15 protein-coding genes are annotated in these 16,925 nt (G+C 42.2%); 8 read left to right on the plus strand and 7 right to left on the minus strand.

Annotated features, from left to right (window positions below; translation table 11 throughout):
- Positions 1 to 28 precede the first annotated feature (28 nt).
- Together ACIQXH_RS14580 and ACIQXH_RS14585 are read right to left on the minus strand one after the other, a co-directional pair.
- A complete protein-coding gene (locus tag ACIQXH_RS14580) occupies positions 29 to 937 on the minus strand; it encodes a phosphotransferase (RefSeq protein ID WP_402870099.1) in 909 nt (302 codons plus the stop codon).
- 14 nt (positions 938 to 951) lie between these two features.
- Complete coding sequence (locus ACIQXH_RS14585; protein WP_402870096.1) at positions 952 to 2,463, minus strand: DEAD/DEAH box helicase; 1,512 nt, start codon at positions 2,461 to 2,463, stop codon at positions 952 to 954.
- 306 nt (positions 2,464 to 2,769) lie between these two features.
- Between ACIQXH_RS14585 and ACIQXH_RS14590 the strand changes: the two genes are divergently transcribed.
- Entirely contained in the window at positions 2,770 to 4,062 is a 1,293-nt protein-coding gene (locus ACIQXH_RS14590) for an NCS2 family permease (RefSeq protein WP_402870094.1), read from the plus strand.
- A 117-nt stretch (positions 4,063 to 4,179) separates the two neighbouring features.
- Here ACIQXH_RS14590 and ACIQXH_RS14595 read toward each other — a convergent pair whose 3' ends face one another.
- Both ACIQXH_RS14595 and ACIQXH_RS14600 read right to left on the minus strand, forming a co-directional pair.
- Positions 4,180 to 4,728 carry a hypothetical protein gene (locus ACIQXH_RS14595; RefSeq protein WP_402870092.1) on the minus strand — a complete coding sequence of 183 codons (549 nt, stop codon included), beginning with the start codon at positions 4,726 to 4,728 and terminating at the stop codon, positions 4,180 to 4,182.
- Between the two features lie 8 nt (positions 4,729 to 4,736).
- On the minus strand, positions 4,737 to 5,930 hold the full coding sequence (locus ACIQXH_RS14600; protein WP_403124206.1) for an Alp7A family actin-like protein: 1,194 nt from the start codon (positions 5,928 to 5,930) through the stop codon (positions 4,737 to 4,739).
- Positions 5,931 to 6,291: 361 nt separating this feature from the next.
- On the opposite strand from ACIQXH_RS14600, the gene ACIQXH_RS14605 reads away from it, so the two are divergent.
- The 3 genes from ACIQXH_RS14605 (at position 6,292) to ACIQXH_RS14615 (ending at position 8,911) form a co-directional block, all read left to right on the plus strand.
- Positions 6,292 to 7,812: an FAD-dependent oxidoreductase gene (locus ACIQXH_RS14605; RefSeq protein WP_403124209.1), complete on the plus strand. Its 1,521-nt coding sequence runs from the start codon at positions 6,292 to 6,294 to the stop codon at positions 7,810 to 7,812.
- Between the two features lie 112 nt (positions 7,813 to 7,924).
- Complete coding sequence (locus ACIQXH_RS14610; protein WP_057914066.1) at positions 7,925 to 8,119, plus strand: YwbE family protein; 195 nt, start codon at positions 7,925 to 7,927, stop codon at positions 8,117 to 8,119.
- A gap of 135 nt (positions 8,120 to 8,254) precedes the next feature.
- Positions 8,255 to 8,911, plus strand: a complete 657-nt coding sequence (locus ACIQXH_RS14615; RefSeq protein WP_403124212.1) for an SIMPL domain-containing protein — start codon at positions 8,255 to 8,257, stop codon at positions 8,909 to 8,911.
- Between the two features lie 65 nt (positions 8,912 to 8,976).
- Here ACIQXH_RS14615 and purU read toward each other — a convergent pair whose 3' ends face one another.
- A complete protein-coding gene (gene purU / locus ACIQXH_RS14620) occupies positions 8,977 to 9,879 on the minus strand; it encodes a formyltetrahydrofolate deformylase (RefSeq protein ID WP_402870082.1) in 903 nt (300 codons plus the stop codon).
- Positions 9,880 to 10,378: 499 nt separating this feature from the next.
- Here purU and ACIQXH_RS14625 point away from each other — a divergent pair, with 499 nt between their 5' ends.
- The 4 genes from ACIQXH_RS14625 to ACIQXH_RS14640 all read left to right on the plus strand — a co-directional run bounded on the left by ACIQXH_RS14625 (position 10,379) and on the right by ACIQXH_RS14640 (position 14,514).
- Positions 10,379 to 11,158: a transporter substrate-binding domain-containing protein gene (locus ACIQXH_RS14625; protein WP_402870080.1), complete on the plus strand. Its 780-nt coding sequence runs from the start codon at positions 10,379 to 10,381 to the stop codon at positions 11,156 to 11,158.
- Positions 11,159 to 11,184: 26 nt separating this feature from the next.
- Entirely contained in the window at positions 11,185 to 11,850 is a 666-nt protein-coding gene (locus ACIQXH_RS14630; protein ID WP_402870078.1) for an amino acid ABC transporter permease, read from the plus strand.
- A gap of 12 nt (positions 11,851 to 11,862) precedes the next feature.
- A complete protein-coding gene (locus ACIQXH_RS14635; protein ID WP_402870075.1) occupies positions 11,863 to 12,603 on the plus strand; it encodes an amino acid ABC transporter ATP-binding protein in 741 nt (246 codons plus the stop codon).
- Between the two features lie 258 nt (positions 12,604 to 12,861).
- Positions 12,862 to 14,514 (plus strand): glutamine--tRNA ligase/YqeY domain fusion protein, encoded by a 1,653-nt coding sequence (locus tag ACIQXH_RS14640; protein WP_402870072.1) that lies wholly within the window; start codon positions 12,862 to 12,864, stop codon positions 14,512 to 14,514.
- 90 nt (positions 14,515 to 14,604) lie between these two features.
- Here the strand turns inward: ACIQXH_RS14640 and msrB are convergent, their stop codons facing one another.
- On the minus strand, positions 14,605 to 15,564 hold the full coding sequence (msrB, locus tag ACIQXH_RS14645; protein ID WP_403124216.1) for a peptide-methionine (R)-S-oxide reductase MsrB: 960 nt from the start codon (positions 15,562 to 15,564) through the stop codon (positions 14,605 to 14,607).
- A gap of 156 nt (positions 15,565 to 15,720) precedes the next feature.
- Positions 15,721 to 16,899 carry a NupC/NupG family nucleoside CNT transporter gene (locus ACIQXH_RS14650; protein WP_402870067.1) on the minus strand — a complete coding sequence of 393 codons (1,179 nt, stop codon included), beginning with the start codon at positions 16,897 to 16,899 and terminating at the stop codon, positions 15,721 to 15,723.
- Between the last annotated feature and the right edge of the window lie 26 nt (positions 16,900 to 16,925).

Here is a 16,925-nt window from a genome sequence, read left to right on the forward strand (position 1 = left end):
CCTCCTAGATCAGTAAAAATCAGTAGAATCAATCTTCCATAGCCAACGACAAACCTGTGCGCGTGAGGGAGATCAGTTCTTTGTCACCTCGATCGATTCCATACACAAGCAGCCTGACGAGCATGTAAATCGCCCTAAATCTTGCCAGGTTTTTGACTTCGGTTTCAATTTCACCATAGATTTCAAAAAAGGACCGTCTCGCCTCTTTTGGAAAGTAGCTGTATAAAAAAGAAAAATCGATAGCTGGATGCCCGATATGAACGTCCCCCCAGTCAATGATGCCCATTAGTACACCCTGGGCATCGAGCAAGACGTTCCGGACATGAATATCACCATGGACAAGGGTATCGCATGTCCCTTCATACGATACATCCAGGTCTTTCAAATACATCGAAACGGCATGGGCCTGTTCAGAATAGCCTAGTGCCACTAATGCTAAGAGTTGCTCATCAAGGCTGTCCTGCCGGAAAGAAACATCAAGCCTCCGCATTCCATCAGGCTGTACACCCAATTGTTTCGCCGTTGGCACAGGAAACCCGTGAAGCACTTTCAGGAAGTGGGCAAACTTTATTGCCGAGGAAATCTTACTTTCCATGGTTTCCTTCACAGGTAAGTGTCCCTTCACCATTTTGTAGCCAGTAAAGGGATATGGATAACTACTGCTCGGCTCTCCAAAAAAGACCGGTTCAGGAATGGCTAGCGGAAGATTTCCGGCCAATGAAGGCAAAAGCTTGTTTTCCACTTGAATTAAGGTAACAGCAATGGGTCTTCGGGGAAATCTGAATACATACTCCTCATTCAACTGAATGACCGTATTGTCAAACCCTTCCCCGATTTGCCTCACCTTTTCCAAGCCCACATCGGGAAACTGCTTCTTTATCAAATTCTTTGCAAGTTCTAAGGAAACTGGATATTCTGCCAACCATGGTTTGTCCAATTCTCCTTCCCCCTTTATCGGTTTCTGCCCCTGCTAGGTGAACCTCCTGAATCATTGCGACGGTTCCCATTCGGACTATGGGTATTCCCCCTTCTGCCTTGACTCCCTCCTTGTCGTTCTCCTCGGACATTGTCGCGACTACGTCCCCGACTTTCATCCCTATGATCTCCTCGTGTGTTCTCGCGTTTAGGACCTCGGTTTGCAAAGCCCTCACGTGTATTCTCTAGACTCAACTCACGATTGTCGGCCTGATTAGCGGAGCGGTGACTTCCTCGGTTCGGACCTCGCGTATCGATTCTTTCTCTATGACGGCGTCCACCACCAGAACGTGGACGACGCGCTTCCCCTTCAGATGAGTCGCGGTCATGACGCTTCCGTTTATTCTCGACTTCGCCCGGCTGGAACATCTTAACCCCTTCGATCTTTCTCCGTTCAATTTTCATGGAAATACCTTTTTCAATATCACTCAAAAGCTGAAGATCCTTCGTAGCAATAAAGGTTACGGCTAATCCATGCTCACCGGCCCTTCCTGTACGTCCTATCCTATGGATATAGCTTTCGGCATCTTCAGGAACATCGTAGTTAAAAACATGTGTCACGCCTTCAACATCCAGCCCACGCGCAGCAACATCCGTGGCCACTAAATATTGAAGCTTCGCATCCCGGAAGTTTTTCATGACGCGCTCTCGTTTTGCCTGCGACAAATCCCCATGAAGTTCATCCGAGTTGAAACCAGCCGCCTTTAAAGCATCGTTCAAAACAGAAACACGGCGCTTTGTCCGGCAAAAAACAATCGCCAGATATGGCTGTTCTTCCTTTATGATGCTGATCAGTGAGGACTGTTTGGCCCTATCCGTCGTTTCAATGACAAGTTGACGGATCTGCTCGACCGTCACTTGCTCAGCTTTAACAGCAGCTGTCAATGGTCTATCCATATAACGCTTCGCCAACTGATGGACTTGTTCTGGCATCGTCGCGGAAAAGAGCAACGTTTGTCTTGTCTCTGGCAATTGTCCCATGATTTCTTCCACTTCCGGTAAAAATCCAATATGGAGCATTTGGTCCGCTTCATCCAAAACAAGCGTTTCGGTTTGGGATAAATCAATGGTTCCCCTTCGTAAATGGTCTAATAATCGGCCCGGTGTAGCTACCACGACAGAAATATTCCGTGTCAGCTTTTTCATTTGCTGCTCCACATCTTGTCCACCATACACGGCTAGCACTTGCAATTCCTCGATCTCATTGGCGAACTTTTTCAGCTCAGCCGTTATCTGTAACGCTAACTCCCTAGTCGGTGTGACGATTAATGATTGAACGTGGGAAGCTTTTGGGTCGACTTTTTCTAATATTGGAAGCAAAAATGCCAATGTCTTCCCTGTTCCTGTCTGTGCTTTCGCGATGACATCCCGTCCCGCCATTATGTCAGGTATCGATTTTTCCTGTATCGGGGTTGGGCTGGTTATGCCGGTTTGCTTCAATATCGTGTTAATTTCTGGGCTTATGCCAAGCTCGATGAAATTTGTCATGTATCGGCCTACTCTCTATATTTGTGATATCTTATTTAAATCATCATTACATCCATTGTCTATTATTGATTCTACACTAAGGCAATTTCCTTTACTCCAAGTTCTTTGTTAGTATATCATTATCTATTTTTGAGAGAAAATTTTTCATGGTATTGTGCTTTAGATGTTTTTCTAATATAATTTATAAGATTTTAAATTTCTGACTAACTATACTATTTGAGCTACTTGCCTGGAAAAAGGTGGGCGTCTCCTCCTTGTAAATGTCCGTACAAGGAGTTTTTGTATATAAAAAGAAGGAGTGGCCGCATGTTTAAATTAAAAGAACGGAAAACGAATATTAAGACAGAAGTCCTTGCAGGGCTTACAACCTTTTTAACATTAGCTTATATCATCGTTGTAAACCCCAAAATTCTTTCTGATGCTGGTGTTCCTTTTGAACAGGCTTTTACAGCAACCATCATCGCTACCTTAGTCGGTACTCTTTTCATGGCTTTTCTAGCCAATTATCCGATTGTCATTGCTCCTGCGATGGGATTGAATGCCTATTTCGCGTACTCTGTCCTAGGCACGCATGATATCTCGTACACGGTTGCCTTTTCGGCAGTCTTTGTTACAGGGATTATCTTCGTCATATTATCGCTTACTTCTTTCCGGTCTAAACTGATTGAAGCGATCCCCAATAATCTGAAACATGCTATCAGCGCCGGGATTGGTCTATTCATCACCTTTATCGGGCTTCGTTTATCTGGGGTCGTAACGAGTCATGAATCGAACCTGGTGACCCTAGGGAGCTTCAGAGACCCAGGAGTGGCACTTACCTTAATCGGTTTGGTAATAACCATCATTTTAATGGTCCGTAAGATTCAGGGTTCCATTTTCATCGGGATGATCATTACAGCGATCATTGCCCTATTTACTGGACAACTTAAAATTGAACATTTTGTTTCGGTGCCATCGTTACCCGAGGGCATCATTGTTGCTAATCCAATCACTTCTTTTGCGGATGTTGTAAACTACGGCCTATATGGTGTAGTGTTTTCCATCCTTCTCGTTATGCTATTCGACACCACCGGAGCCCTAATCGGGATTGTGCGCCAAGCAGGGTTATTGAAAGACGGAAAGTTGGAGAAAGCAGGAAGTGCTTTCTTCGCGGATTCCGTTGGGACAACAATCGGAGCCATGTTCGGTACAAGCCCTACTGCCGCCTCCGTGGAGTCCTCGGCCGGTGTAGGTTCAGGTGGTAAAACAGGGTTAACCGCTCTTGTCGTAGCCATTCTTTTCTTGGTCACTGCTTTCTTCAGCCCACTTATCGGGGCAGTATCAGATATTGCGGCCATCACTGCACCTAGCTTGATCATAGTTGGTAGCATGATGATCAAAAGCATCAATGAGATTGAATGGACCCATTTCGACGAATCTTTCCCAGCCTTTTTGGTCATTGTTACGATGCCTCTTACTTCAAGTATCGCCAATGGTATAGCACTTGGATTCATCTCATATCCAATACTAAAAATCGCAAGAGGGAAATTCAAAGAAGTCCATCCGTTAGTATACATCTTTGCCGTTCTTTTTCTTTACCAACTCATTTTCTTAGCATAAAAGAGAGGAACCGTGACATCACGGTTCCTCTTTTCATGTCTTATCCTCGCCTTTAACCCCCTTCGAATCCTATCAAAAAAAAGGATATCCAACATGTTGTCAGATACCCTTCCTCTTTTACTGATTCATTTGATCAAGAAAGTCGCCAAGAAGATCATCCAGATTTTCCTCTTCTGGTTCCGGTTGCTCTGACTGTTCTGAAGTCTCATCGAAACTCCAATCAAAATCATCCAGATCCATTTCGGGTAATTCCTTCGGTTCTTCTTCCAAACTCCTCTCCACCAATTCTTCCTCTTCCTTTACATAGACATCCTCATTGATTCCATTGCTGTTTAGTGAGGCCAACAAGGCCGTAGCCCGTAAAGGATCGGATAAAAGATGGTACAAAATCGTTCCAAGCATTGCTTCTGAGTGGGAATGCTTTAGCCAGTCACGCTGAGATTTACTAAGCTTATTCGGCATGGGCAAGGCAACCATCTCCCGTTCCTGATGAGAGGATTGCCCAACGCCATCAAGAACATACTCAGCAATTTTACTGGAAAAATTTCTTCTTTCCGTTTCCTTTAATTTCTGCAGCTGCCTTAACGTATAATCGGATACATCTGAAGGGATACGAAAAGTGATGGCCTGTCCTCTTTTGATTTCAGAAGAAGCTGTTTTTTTCATTTTCTCACCTATTTAACTGAACCTGTACGTTGTTCTTTCTTCTTATGTTGAGATTGTTGCTCTTCCTTTGAATTCCGGCGTTTAAAGTCGGAAATCAGCTTGTAATAGGCGTTGGCCATCATCCAAACGCTTTCTCTTTCATCTTCAAAAAAGTCGATATTGTACCCATCAAAGTTTTGATTGAGTGTTTTCAAGTAATCCTTCAGTACAATTGAACCCCCACCTACGAAGTAGCAAATCTCCGTCTGTGAATTCTTTTTCCAAACGTTGCGAAGATGACGATATTGTTTTTTTGCAAGCTCCCCTAAAATGCGGTCGACAATATCATGCACACTTGTCCGACTTCCACGGACCATTATATGGTTCCGGTCGTTTTTTTTCGTGATAATCTCCACCACGTCACGTCTGCTGTCCAATTCGACACCATGTTTCTTCCTGATTTCCTCACGAATTGATTCGAGTGCTTCAGCCACACCAAGGTTAAACCCTTGTGCTTTATCATCATCCACTTTACGGTTCTTAATGACCGCGATATCTGTCGAAAGTCCGCCGATATCTTGAATAAGAATTCTTTTGTCGATCAGCTCACGGTTAATGATGTTCAAATCATTGTCCATTACTAGATTGATATAAGCTGCAAACCCTTCAGGATAGACCTTCACTTCATCAAATTTAATATTCACTTTCAATCCCTGATATTTAGGCGTGATTAAAAATTCCACTTGGTGAACCGAACCCACTAATTTCGAGCGATATCCGACATCTTTCCCTTCCTTCACTTCACGGAGCGGAAGGCCCGTACCCAACGTATAGTTCGCTTCGACGACATTATTAACCTTTTTGAAGCGATCATTGTTCCCCTGTTTAGCCGCATCCAATGCCAGTGCCGCAAAAAGCATGATCAACGTTTGGTCTTCTTCCGATTTACTGCTGCCTAAATCCAATTCTGTAGGGTTATCACTTTTTGTCGCTAAATTCCCAACACGGTAAATAGCATTATTATCTTGAAGTGCTGGTGAGTGAACTCTTATATGAATTCCATCCAATGGGTTATTCTCATCCAGTTCCTCTATCCCGATGACCGGCCGGTCCTCAATATCTTTTGCAATGACATTCGGTATATATAGTTCAGACTCTAGTTTTCCAAAAATAGCTTTGATAGCATCATTACCTACATCTACTGCTGCGATTCTAGAATTCATCTTAAAACATCCCCTTTTTTTTAAAAAAATGCCAGACAGTGTACTTTAATAAGAATAGAAAAAAATACCATAATAGTCAATGATTCGATAGATATACCTTTTCCTAAAATATGTATTCATTTTGTATACATTAGTAACAAGTGTGTACACACCTTGTATATAGCCATGTATACGTGTTTGTAAACATGTTTACTATATTGTTTACAAACTATCTTATTTTGTTTACATGTATACATTTTTGTATACAATGCAAATCATTCCCTTTTTATAACATCTATCTACCAAAAAGAGGATAAAAAGCTAGGTGAAAGGGAATGGTAATAAACGGAAACCATTCCTAAACGTCTGGAGGAATTTAAAAATGACTGAAAAAAATACAGAACTCCCACAGTATCCTGAACCCTTCTGGAGAAGTACATTGACTTTTCCTTCATTCCCCAAGGTAGAAGAAGATATTAAAACAGATGTCTTGATTGTTGGAGGCGGGATCACAGGCATAACTTCCGCTTATCTATTAGCCAAGCAAGGAGTTCAAGTCACACTCATTGAGGCGAGCGAGATCCTAAACGGAACCACAGGACATACAACAGCCAAGATTACCGCCCAGCATGGACTGGTTTATGACAAGCTAATTGCAGCGCATGGCGAGGAAAAGGCAAAACTATACTATGAAGCAAATACTGAAGCAATGAATTTAATCAAGGAATTGGTCGAGGAACATTCTATAGAATGTAATTTATCTAAACAAGATGCTTATGTGTATGCAAATACTGAAGAATATGTTAGTAAGATTCAAAAAGAATTGAGGGCCTATCGTAAACTCGGTATTCCCGGTGATTATACCGACACTATACCCTTCTCCATTCCATGCAAAGCCGCGGTAATCATGAAGGACCAGGCACAGTTCCATCCATTGAAATATTTACTGGGACTTACCTCCCCCATTCTGGATGGTGGCGGCAAAATCTTTGAACATACGACAGCCATGAAGATTGAAGATGGAGAAAATCCGACCGTTCTGACTGAGGATGGTCATAAAATTACATGCAACCATGTCATCGTCGCTTCTCATTTTCCTTTTAATGATGAGATGGGTTTATACTTTGCACGGGTCCATGTAAAAAGATCCTATGTCCTTGGCATTAGGATGAAACAGGAATATCCGGGAGGCATGTTTTACAGCGCGGATAGCCCTTCGCGTTCCCTTCGCTATACGGAAAATGACAATGGGGAAAAGCTGATTCTTGTAAGCGGAGAAGGGCATAAAACCGGGCAAGGTATATCCACAATAAACCATTATGAGGCTTTACAGGATTTTAGCTCCCACTATTTCAAAGTGGAGGACATCCCTTACCGTTGGTCGGCTCAGGATATCGTGACGCCTGATGACCTGCCATTCGTTGGTCCTGCAACCCCCAATCATCCCCGGGTGCTCATTGCAACCGGTTATGCAAAATGGGGCATGACAAATGGAACCATTGCCGCAAAAATCTTGACTGACCGCATTTTACAAAAGGATAACCGATATGCGGACTTGTATGATCCCGCCAGATTAGATGGAATGAAAAACATGGTGAAAGATAATGCGGATGTCGCGAAGCATATGATTCAGGGCAAGCTTTCCATCCTTCATAAAAAGCCAGACGACCTAGGATTGGATGAAGGGGCCATTGTCAAAGTGAATGGGGAAAAGGCTGGGTGTTACCGAGATAAAGAAGGTCAACTATTCATCGTGGACTCGACATGTACCCATATGGGATGTGAAGTCGCGTGGAACAGTGGGGATAGGACTTGGGATTGCCCGTGCCATGGCTCACGTTACTCTATTACTGGAGAAGTTATGGAAGGTCCTGCAGTCGAGCCCCTCAAGAAAATTCGGTAATAACGGATACCTAGCGTACATTGCCCTATTATTCTCGACTATAACAACTGTTTTCCTTATACTGAAGGGACTGCAGTAACTTGCAAATACCTCTAAAAGGGATTGAAGTAAAATGAACGGTAAAAACCGAAAAGATATCACTCCAGGAACCTCTGTAGACATTGTACTGAAAGCAGATCAACGAAGCGGAAAACTAACAAGTGGTACAGTAAAGGACATCTTAACAAACTCTAGCAGTCACCCACATGGAATAAAAGTACGATTGACAGACGGCCAAGTTGGCAGGGTCCAGGTCATTCATAAATAACATGCACTCGGTTTGAAACCGAGTGTTTTTTTATATCCTTATTCTTTCGATCAATCCTTCAACAAAAGGGAGCATGTTTTCCCTTACGGTCCCGTACAATAGGATAAACTCACTTTTATAAAAGGTTGGTGTCTTATGAATCAGGAATTTAGCAGTCCCAATCGAAATTATCTTGATAACCCTCACGCTTTAAAGGTATCCGGCTCTGAGACGCTTCAGGCTGCCCCTGATCAGGCGACCATTACCCTGGGGGTCATAACAGAGGATGAGGACCCCCGGAAGGCTCAACAAGCCAATTCACAAAGCATTGCACGAGTCATTGCTGGACTGAAGTCCATTGGCATTTCCGAAGATCAATTGAAAACGAGTGAATATAGGATTGACCCGCAATATGATTATGTTGGTGGAAAAGAACTGTTTAAAAATTATAAGGTCCATTATATAATCCAAGTCCAAACAACTGAGATTGAGGCCATTGGCATCATAATTGACACGGCTGTCAGCAATGGGGCCAATTCCATCTCCAGTATCCGTTTTTCCTTGTCCACTCCAGAGGTCTATTACAATCAAGCCCTTTCACTAGCTTTAAAGAATGCTTATGAAAAAGCACTCTCCATGGCAAGAACGATAGGAGTTACCTTAAACCCCATTCCCACTCTCGTTGAAGAAATGTCGGAAACAACTCCTCCTGTTCTTTTCCAAACCAGTTCCTACACCAAAGCAGCCACTACCCCCATCCAACCTGGTGAATTGAACATTACCGCTACAGTAAGAGTGGAATATACTTACTAAGTTGCCGGTTTCCAAAGTAAAACCCTCTATTGGCAAGGCTACTTGCCAATAGAGGGTTTTTGTTTTTAAAAGACGACTGTTTTGTTTTCATGAACAAGAACACGGTCTTCCAAATGCCACTTCACAGCATGAGCAAGTACCCTGCGTTCTGCAGAACGACCAATTTTCTTCATCTCTTCTGCAGAGTCACGGTGATCGACACGTTCTATGTCCTGCTCGATGATGGGACCTTCATCTAAATCATTTGTCACATAGTGGGATGTTGCCCCTATCAACTTAACACCGCGGGTATATGCGCGTTCATAAGGTCGAGCCCCTATGAATGCAGGTAGGAATGAATGATGGATGTTGATGATTTTATTCGGATGGGCTGCCACGAAATCGGGTGTCAAAATCTGCATATATCGAGCCAATACGATTAAATCAATTTTAAAGTCCTCCAGCAATTTAAGCTGCTGCGCTTCCACTTCTTTACGAATCTCTTTATTTGCCGGAATATAATAAAAAGGAATATTCATGGATTCCACAATTTCCCTAGTATCTTCATGATTACTGATGACCATCGCTATATCTGCCAGTAGATTGCCGCTTTGCCACTCCCATAACAACTCAAGTAGACAATGTGGTTCTTTCGAAACGAAAATCGCCGTCCTCTTTAAATCACTAACGTAATTGAACGTCCATTGCATGGAAAACTTTTCTGAAATTTCTTGAAAATCTTTTTCCATGTCTCCTGATTTCGCTTTTAAGTTGGGGCAATCAAATTCAATTCTAGTAAAAAAAGTCCCGCCATTTGGATTCATGGAATACTGACTCAATTCAACAATATTCGCTTCATATTCTTTTAAAAAAGCCGTTACCGTTGCGACTATGCCTGGTTGATCCGGACATTTTATTATCAAACGTCCTCTATCTTCATTTTTTTCACGGTATGCCTGTAATTGCTCTTGCACAAAGTTGTTCACCATTATCCCAACTGCCCTTCGTCTTTTTGGCTCTATTATACTTTATTTCGTCAGCAATGTTAAAGTCAGTCCATTACTCCCCGATTAATAAGCACGATAATCCTTGTCTGAAACCTGCACTGATTTCAACACCCACTCCGGATTGGAAGGTAATACATCCCCGTATACCGGTTTTTTTATTATTTCTTCGGCGGTTTCCACTTGCGTACCGTTTTAATAAGGGGGATTTTTTTCGATTGGATTTTCAATGACTTGATAGACGCCCAGCTATCCAGTGACTTGAACATAACGGGAAATGTAGAAGAAGTAAATGCAAAGTCCCAGAACCTTTAAGAATTGCATAGTAAAAGAGATTAAAAGACAAGAATCGGCCTGATTAAGGACGATTTTTTTTGATATTTGGACATTTTGGGACGTTCTTCCCAAAATTGGAGGTTATGACAGAAGACATGTTGGGTATAAAACACTTTATCAGTACCTAAAAGGGGGATTAGAAATAATCATGAAATTATCAGTAAAATTCATTCTTGCATTATTGGTCATTCTTGGTCTCATGTCCGGCTGTGCTGAGAAGGATCAGCTTGAAGATGGTAGTAAGCTGATTAATGAGGATCAGTTTATCTTCGCTTCCTCAGGTGAATTCAAACCATTCAGCTATGTCAATGATGACATGACTGTAACTGGATTTGATGTCGAGGTGGGAACGGCCATTGCCAAAGAATTAGGACTTGAAGCAGTTCCTAAGCGAATAAAATTCAAAGGAATTGTTGAAGGGGTCAAGACTGGTCGGGCAGATGCAGCTGTTGCCAGTCATACCATCAATGAACAGCGTAGTAAACACGTTTCCTTCTCTACTCCCTATTACTACTCTGGTCCTCAAATCTTTGTGCGCCCTGATAGTGATATCGAGACAATCGAGGATTTAAAAGGAAAAGAGGTAGCCGCGTCTAAAGGTTCTACATACGCAAACACCGCTGAAGAATATACAACCAATGTAAAAACCTATGATAGCGACATCACGGCCCTTAAAGCGTTGAGCGGGGGGCGTCATGATGCTGTCATAACGGATTTTGTCACCGGAAAAGAAGCCGTGAAAGAAGGCTTTGAAATTGAAGGACGACAATTGATTGAACGGAGTGAGCAGGCGATTGTACTGCCACAAGATAACCCTGAGTTGCTCGCACGTGTCAATGCAGCACTCGACAATCTCCGTGAAGACGGAACGCTTGCTGAAATCAGCAAAAAGTACTTTGGTGAAGATATCACGACCAAACCTGAATAAAGATAGATAGAAAGGGAGTTGTTCCATTGCCAAGTTTTTCACATTTCTTTGATACATTATTTAGCTCTTCGGATGTGTTCATCCGAGCCATGCTCCTCACCTTGGAGCTTACTGTCGTATCCATTTTAGTGGGGACCGTCATCGGATTACTTTTTGCACTCTTAAAAATTTCTAATATTAAGATCCTCGCATGGATTTCAGATGCTTATGTATTCCTAGTCCGGGGTACACCATTGATCGTACAAATATTCATCCTTTACTTTGGTATTAGTAACATCTTCCTGCTTCCTGATTTTTGGGCAGCATCTCTTGCACTCGCCTTCCATAACGGTGCTTATATTTCGGAAATACTTCGTGGAACGATTCAATCCATCGACAAAGGACAGGTGGAAGCTGGTCGCTCGCTAGGAATGAGCAAGTCTCTCACATTAAGAAGAATCATCCTGCCACAGGCTTTCCGCCGTGCACTGCCACCACTAGGCAATCAATTCATCATCGGCCTTAAGGATTCCTCATTAGCCGCATTCATCTCAATGAATGAGCTCTTTAACGTTGCCACTACGTTAGGATCTAATAACTTTGATGAAATGACTTACCTTCTGATTGTAGCCGTCTATTACTTGATACTTGTAGCAATCTTAACCATAGCCGTCAATGCATTCGAAAAGAAACTGTCCATTAGCGATCGATAGGGGGAAATGAACATGGAACAAAAAGAAATGATTCGCATAAGAAACTTGAATAAATCATATGGAGATCTTCATGTGCTTAAGGATATCGATATGAAGGTGCTGGATAGCGATGTAGTCTGCCTGATAGGCCCTAGTGGCTCTGGTAAAAGTACATTGCTCCGTTGCTTGAACTATTTAGAGAAAAAGGACAGTGGACAGATCCTGATCGAGGGAACAGAGATTCAGCCTGGAAAACATGATATTAATAAGATTCGGGAAAAAGTGGGCATGGTTTTTCAGCATTTTTACCTTTTCCCACATATGACAGTGCTTGAGAATATTATAGAAGCACCTACTCACGTCAAGAAGGTCCCTAAGGCCCAAGCCATTAAGGAAGCAAAAGAGTTATTGGTTAAAGTGGGACTCTCGGATAAAGCGGATGTCTACCCAAGCAAACTATCGGGTGGGCAAAAACAACGGGTTGCCATAGCTCGGGCACTAGCCATGAAACCGGATATCCTACTCTTTGACGAACCCACTTCCGCTCTCGACCCGGAACTTGTCGGTGAAGTATTAGCGACAATGAAGGAACTGGCCATTGAAGGCATGACAATGGTCGTCGTGACCCATGAGATGAGCTTTGCCCGTGAAGTAGGAGACTGGATTGTCTTCATGCACAACGGACGTGTGATAGAAAGCGGCCCACCTACGGAATTTTTCTCCAATCCAAAAGAAGAACGGACGAAGGAATTTTTACAAACGACTGTATTTTAAATGACATCATCCGAAGCAATGCAGAGAACTCTGCATTGCTTCTTTTCTGAACAATACTAGATATATAGATTTATCAGTTGCCACCAAAGTTTCAGGGATATATTCTTCCCAAATGTGCAAACTAAATACTAGATGAATTGTTTCAGAATATATCCTCACTCCCCCCATTCCGGCTCGAACATGGAAAAATGTCTGTATTTATGGTATATATACAGGTAAAATTAAAAGAAGTATATAAATGAAAGAGGTCGAATTCTGTTGGAACATAACTCTTCAAATTTTATTAAAAATATTATAAACGATGATCTAGAGTCCGGAAAACATAATCATATCGTCACCCGTTTCCCTCCTGAGCCAAATGGTTACTTACACATCGGGCACGCAAAATCCATCATACTGAATTTTGGTGTGGCTGATGAATTCAATGGGAAAACGAACCTGCGTTTCGATGACACGAATCCATTGAAGGAAGATATTGAGTATGTCAATTCCATCAAGGAAGATGTCAAATGGCTTGGTTATGACTGGGATAACCTTTTCTTTGCTTCCGATTACTTTGATAAGATGTATCAAAAGGCTGTATTGCTAATCACTAAAGGTCTAGCCTATGTGGATGACCTAAATGCAGACCAAATCCGTGAATATCGTGGAACATTAACGGAACCTGGAAAAGATAGCCCTTACCGCAATAGAACGGTTGAGGAAAACCTTGAGCTATTTGAAAAGATGCGTAACGGCGAATTTGAGAATGGCCAAAAGGTATTGCGTGCAAAAATCGATATGAGCTCGCCAAATATTAACCTGCGGGATCCTGTTATTTACCGTATTTCCCATACGGAACACCACAATACAGGAGATAAATGGTGCATCTATCCGATGTATGCATTTGCTCACCCAATTGAGGATGCCATTGAAGGCGTCACTCATTCCATCTGTACGTTGGAGTTTGAAGATCAACGTCCGCTTTATGACTGGATCGTTGATAATTGTGAAATGGAAAGCAAACCACAACAATATGAATTTGGCCGTTTAAACCTGACGAATACGGTGATGAGCAAGCGTAAATTGAAACAGCTTGTCGATGAGAAATTTGTCGACGGCTGGGATGATCCACGTATGCCTACCATCTCCGGTTTACGGAGACGGGGATATACACCGGAAGCGATTCGTGCTTTCTGCCAGGAAATAGGTGTTGCTAAAACGAGTGGTGTCGTCGATTCCCAAATGCTTGATCACTTTGTCCGTGAGGATTTGAAGCTGAAGGCTCCACGTACCATGGGTGTTTTAAAGCCACTTAAAGTCGTCATCACCAACTATCCAGAAGGTGAAGTTGAAATGCTTGAAGCTGAAATCAATCCCGAAGTACCTGAGATGGGTACTCGACAAATTCCATTTTCACGTGAAATATACATCGAGCAAGATGATTTCATGGAGAATCCACCGAAAAAGTACTTCCGTCTTTTCCCGGGTAATGAAGTCCGTTTGAAACACGCTTATTTCATTAAATGCGAAGACGTGATAAAAGATGAGGCTGGAAATGTAATTGAGCTTCATTGCACATATGATGTTGAAACAAAGAGCGGATCTGGTTTCACCGGCCGTAAGGTGAAAGGGACACTTCACTGGGTCGAAGCTACACAAGCTATTTCAGCAGAATTCCGTAACTTCCAACCTTTAATCTTGGATAATGAGCAAAATGAAGAAGAAGAAAAATCATTTTTAGAGCGGGTTAACCCTGATTCCATAGAAGTCTTACAAGGATTTGTTGAGCCTAATATGAAAGACGTCAAGCCACAGGATAAATTCCAGTTTTTCAGACATGGCTATTACAATGTCGATCCTAAACTTACGTCATCCGATCAGCTCGTCTTCAATCAAATCGTTAGCTTGAAGAGTTCATTTAAATTATAAAAACTAATGATAAGGACCAAATTCCATAATGGAGTTTGGTCCTTTTCATATGCTTATGAATTATCTTGCATCTTCCATCCCTCAACAACATCACTTCATTTGAAATAGCAATAATAGGTCGCCGTATCCTTCCTCTTCCATTTCATTTCTAGGGATGAACCGAAGTGCAGCCGAATTGATGCAATAACGAGTTCCCTTGGGGGCAGGACCATCCGAAAACACATGTCCTAGATGGGAATCGCCTTCCCTGCTCCGCACCTCAGTACGGGTAGATCGATAGCTTACGTCAATCTTTTCATGAACACTGGCAGACATGATCGGCTTTGTAAAGCTTGGCCATCCACATCCACTATCATACTTATTCCTGGAGCTGAATAGGGGCTCTCCAGAAACGACATCCACATAGATGCCTTCTTTAAAATGATCCCAGTACTCATTGTCAAAAGGTGGCTCTGTCCCATTTTCCTGTGTAACGAAAAATTGCCTCTCAGTCAAGATTTCCTTAAGGTGGGATTGATCCTTAGGCCAGTTTTCTTTTAAGAAAGCATCGCGGCCTGAACCCTTACGATACAAGGCGTACCTAAATTGATTCTTTTTATGGAAACCCTGGTGATATTCCTCGGCAGGATGAAACTCCATGGCCGTTAAAATATCCGTTACGATGGGGTCATCGAACAGATTATTCTCCATTAATTCTTTCTTAGACTCCTCGGCTTCTAATCGTTGACGATCATTATGATAAAATATCGCAGATTTATATTGATTACCCCTATCAGAAAATTGTCCACCAACATCGGTAGGGTCAATCTGCTGCCAGAATATCCGAAGTAAATCTTTATAAGAAATGAGGCGAGGATCAAACACAAGCTGAACCGCTTCTACATGATCGGTCTGACCTGAAATCACCTGCTTGTAACGGGGTTTGGGAACCTTCCCGCCCGTATAACCCGAAGTCACTTCAATCATTCCATCCATTTCATCAAAGGGAGCTACCATACACCAAAAGCATCCCCCTGCAAAGGTCGCGATCTCTCTATCATTCACTGTCACACATGGCACCCTTTCCTACTATTTACTTTGTTATATTATTACAGACCCAAACAACAAACTAACTCTTTCATTTCATGCCATTCTATAAAAAGAGGCACTTAGGAATCAACCTAAGTGCCTTACATGATCATTAATTAATTATTGCCATGGAATCCATTAAAGGATGACACTTACAATGATGGCTGATAGAATGCTGACAAGCGTCGCACCATAAAGTAACTTCAAGCCAAATCGTGCCACAACGTTCCCTTGCTTTTCATTTAGTCCTTTAACTGCACCAGCGATAATCCCGATTGATGAGAAGTTTGCAAAAGATACCAAGAACACCGATACAATACCTAAAGTTCTCTCACTGAATCCAGCATCCGCTAAGCTCAACATGGCAACGAATTCATTCGTCACTAATTTAGTGGCCATGATTCCACCAGCAGATACAATTTCAGATGCCGGAACACCCATGATGAAGGCAAATGGAGCAAAGATATATCCTAGGATTTCTTGGAAGCTAATACCTAGAATCAAGTCGAATAAGCTGTTTATACCAGCGATTAATGCGACAAAACCAATTAACATGGCAGCAACAGTTATCGCCACTTTGAATCCATCCATGATATATTCTCCGAGCATCTCGAAGAAGGATTGCTTTTCTGCCCCTTCTTCAACAGCGAGAATATCTTCTTCCTCGGAAACTGTATATGGATTGATGATAGAAGCGATAATAAATCCACCAAACATGTTAATAACAATGGCTGTCACCACATACCTTGGCTCAACCATAGTCATGTAAGCTCCTACAATCGACATGGATACAGTGGACATAGCCGATGCACAAAGCGTGTACATACGTGAAGGCGGTATGGCACCCAGCTGTTTCTTCAAAGTAATGAATACTTCTGATTGACCAACGATAGCCGAAGCAACCGCATTATAGGATTCAAGCTTACCCATCCCATTTATTTTACTGATTAGTAAACCAATCCACTTCATAATGAATGGAAGGATTCTTAAATACTGTAAAATACCAATTAAGGCGGATATAAAGACAATCGGAAGAAGAACATTTAAAAAGAACGGTGATGCGCCTTCATTGACGATTCCGCCGAAGACGAATGTTACCCCTTCATTGGCCCATTTCAAAAGCATTCCAAATGCGTCAGCAATAGCATTGATGATGACAAGACCAAACTTCGTATTTAATAATATATACGTCAAGATAAGCTGAATCAGGATCATTATGATGATTGGTTTAACTTTGATTTTCTTACGGTCACTGCTCACTAATACAGCAAGTCCAAAAACGACGATCAGCCCTAAAATTGCTATCAGAAATTTCATTATGCGGCCTCCACTTAGGTGAATTT

Origin of the sequence: Peribacillus sp. NPDC097225 (assembly GCF_044761955.1) — a bacterium.
GTDB lineage: Bacteria > Bacillota > Bacilli > Bacillales > DSM-1321 > Peribacillus.

Bases quoted from the DNA above. Each gene is read 5' to 3' on its own strand.
- ACIQXH_RS14595 (WP_402870092.1), bottom strand. From the start codon at position 4,728: ATGAAAAAAACAGCTTCTTCTGAAATCAAAAGAGGACAGGCCATCACT.
- ACIQXH_RS14605 (WP_403124209.1), top strand. From the start codon at position 6,292: ATGACTGAAAAAAATACAGAACTCCCACAGTATCCTGAACCCTTCTGG.
- purU (WP_402870082.1), bottom strand. From the start codon at position 9,879: ATGGTGAACAACTTTGTGCAAGAGCAATTACAGGCATACCGTGAAAAA.
- ACIQXH_RS14625 (WP_402870080.1), top strand. From the start codon at position 10,379: ATGAAATTATCAGTAAAATTCATTCTTGCATTATTGGTCATTCTTGGT.
- ACIQXH_RS14610 (WP_057914066.1), top strand. From the start codon at position 7,925: ATGAACGGTAAAAACCGAAAAGATATCACTCCAGGAACCTCTGTAGAC.
- ACIQXH_RS14650 (WP_402870067.1), bottom strand. From the start codon at position 16,899: ATGAAATTTCTGATAGCAATTTTAGGGCTGATCGTCGTTTTTGGACTT.
- ACIQXH_RS14615 (WP_403124212.1), top strand. From the start codon at position 8,255: ATGAATCAGGAATTTAGCAGTCCCAATCGAAATTATCTTGATAACCCT.
- ACIQXH_RS14585 (WP_402870096.1), bottom strand. From the start codon at position 2,463: ATGACAAATTTCATCGAGCTTGGCATAAGCCCAGAAATTAACACGATA.
- ACIQXH_RS14600 (WP_403124206.1), bottom strand. From the start codon at position 5,930: ATGAATTCTAGAATCGCAGCAGTAGATGTAGGTAATGATGCTATCAAA.
- ACIQXH_RS14635 (WP_402870075.1), top strand. From the start codon at position 11,863: ATGGAACAAAAAGAAATGATTCGCATAAGAAACTTGAATAAATCATAT.
- ACIQXH_RS14590 (WP_402870094.1), top strand. From the start codon at position 2,770: ATGTTTAAATTAAAAGAACGGAAAACGAATATTAAGACAGAAGTCCTT.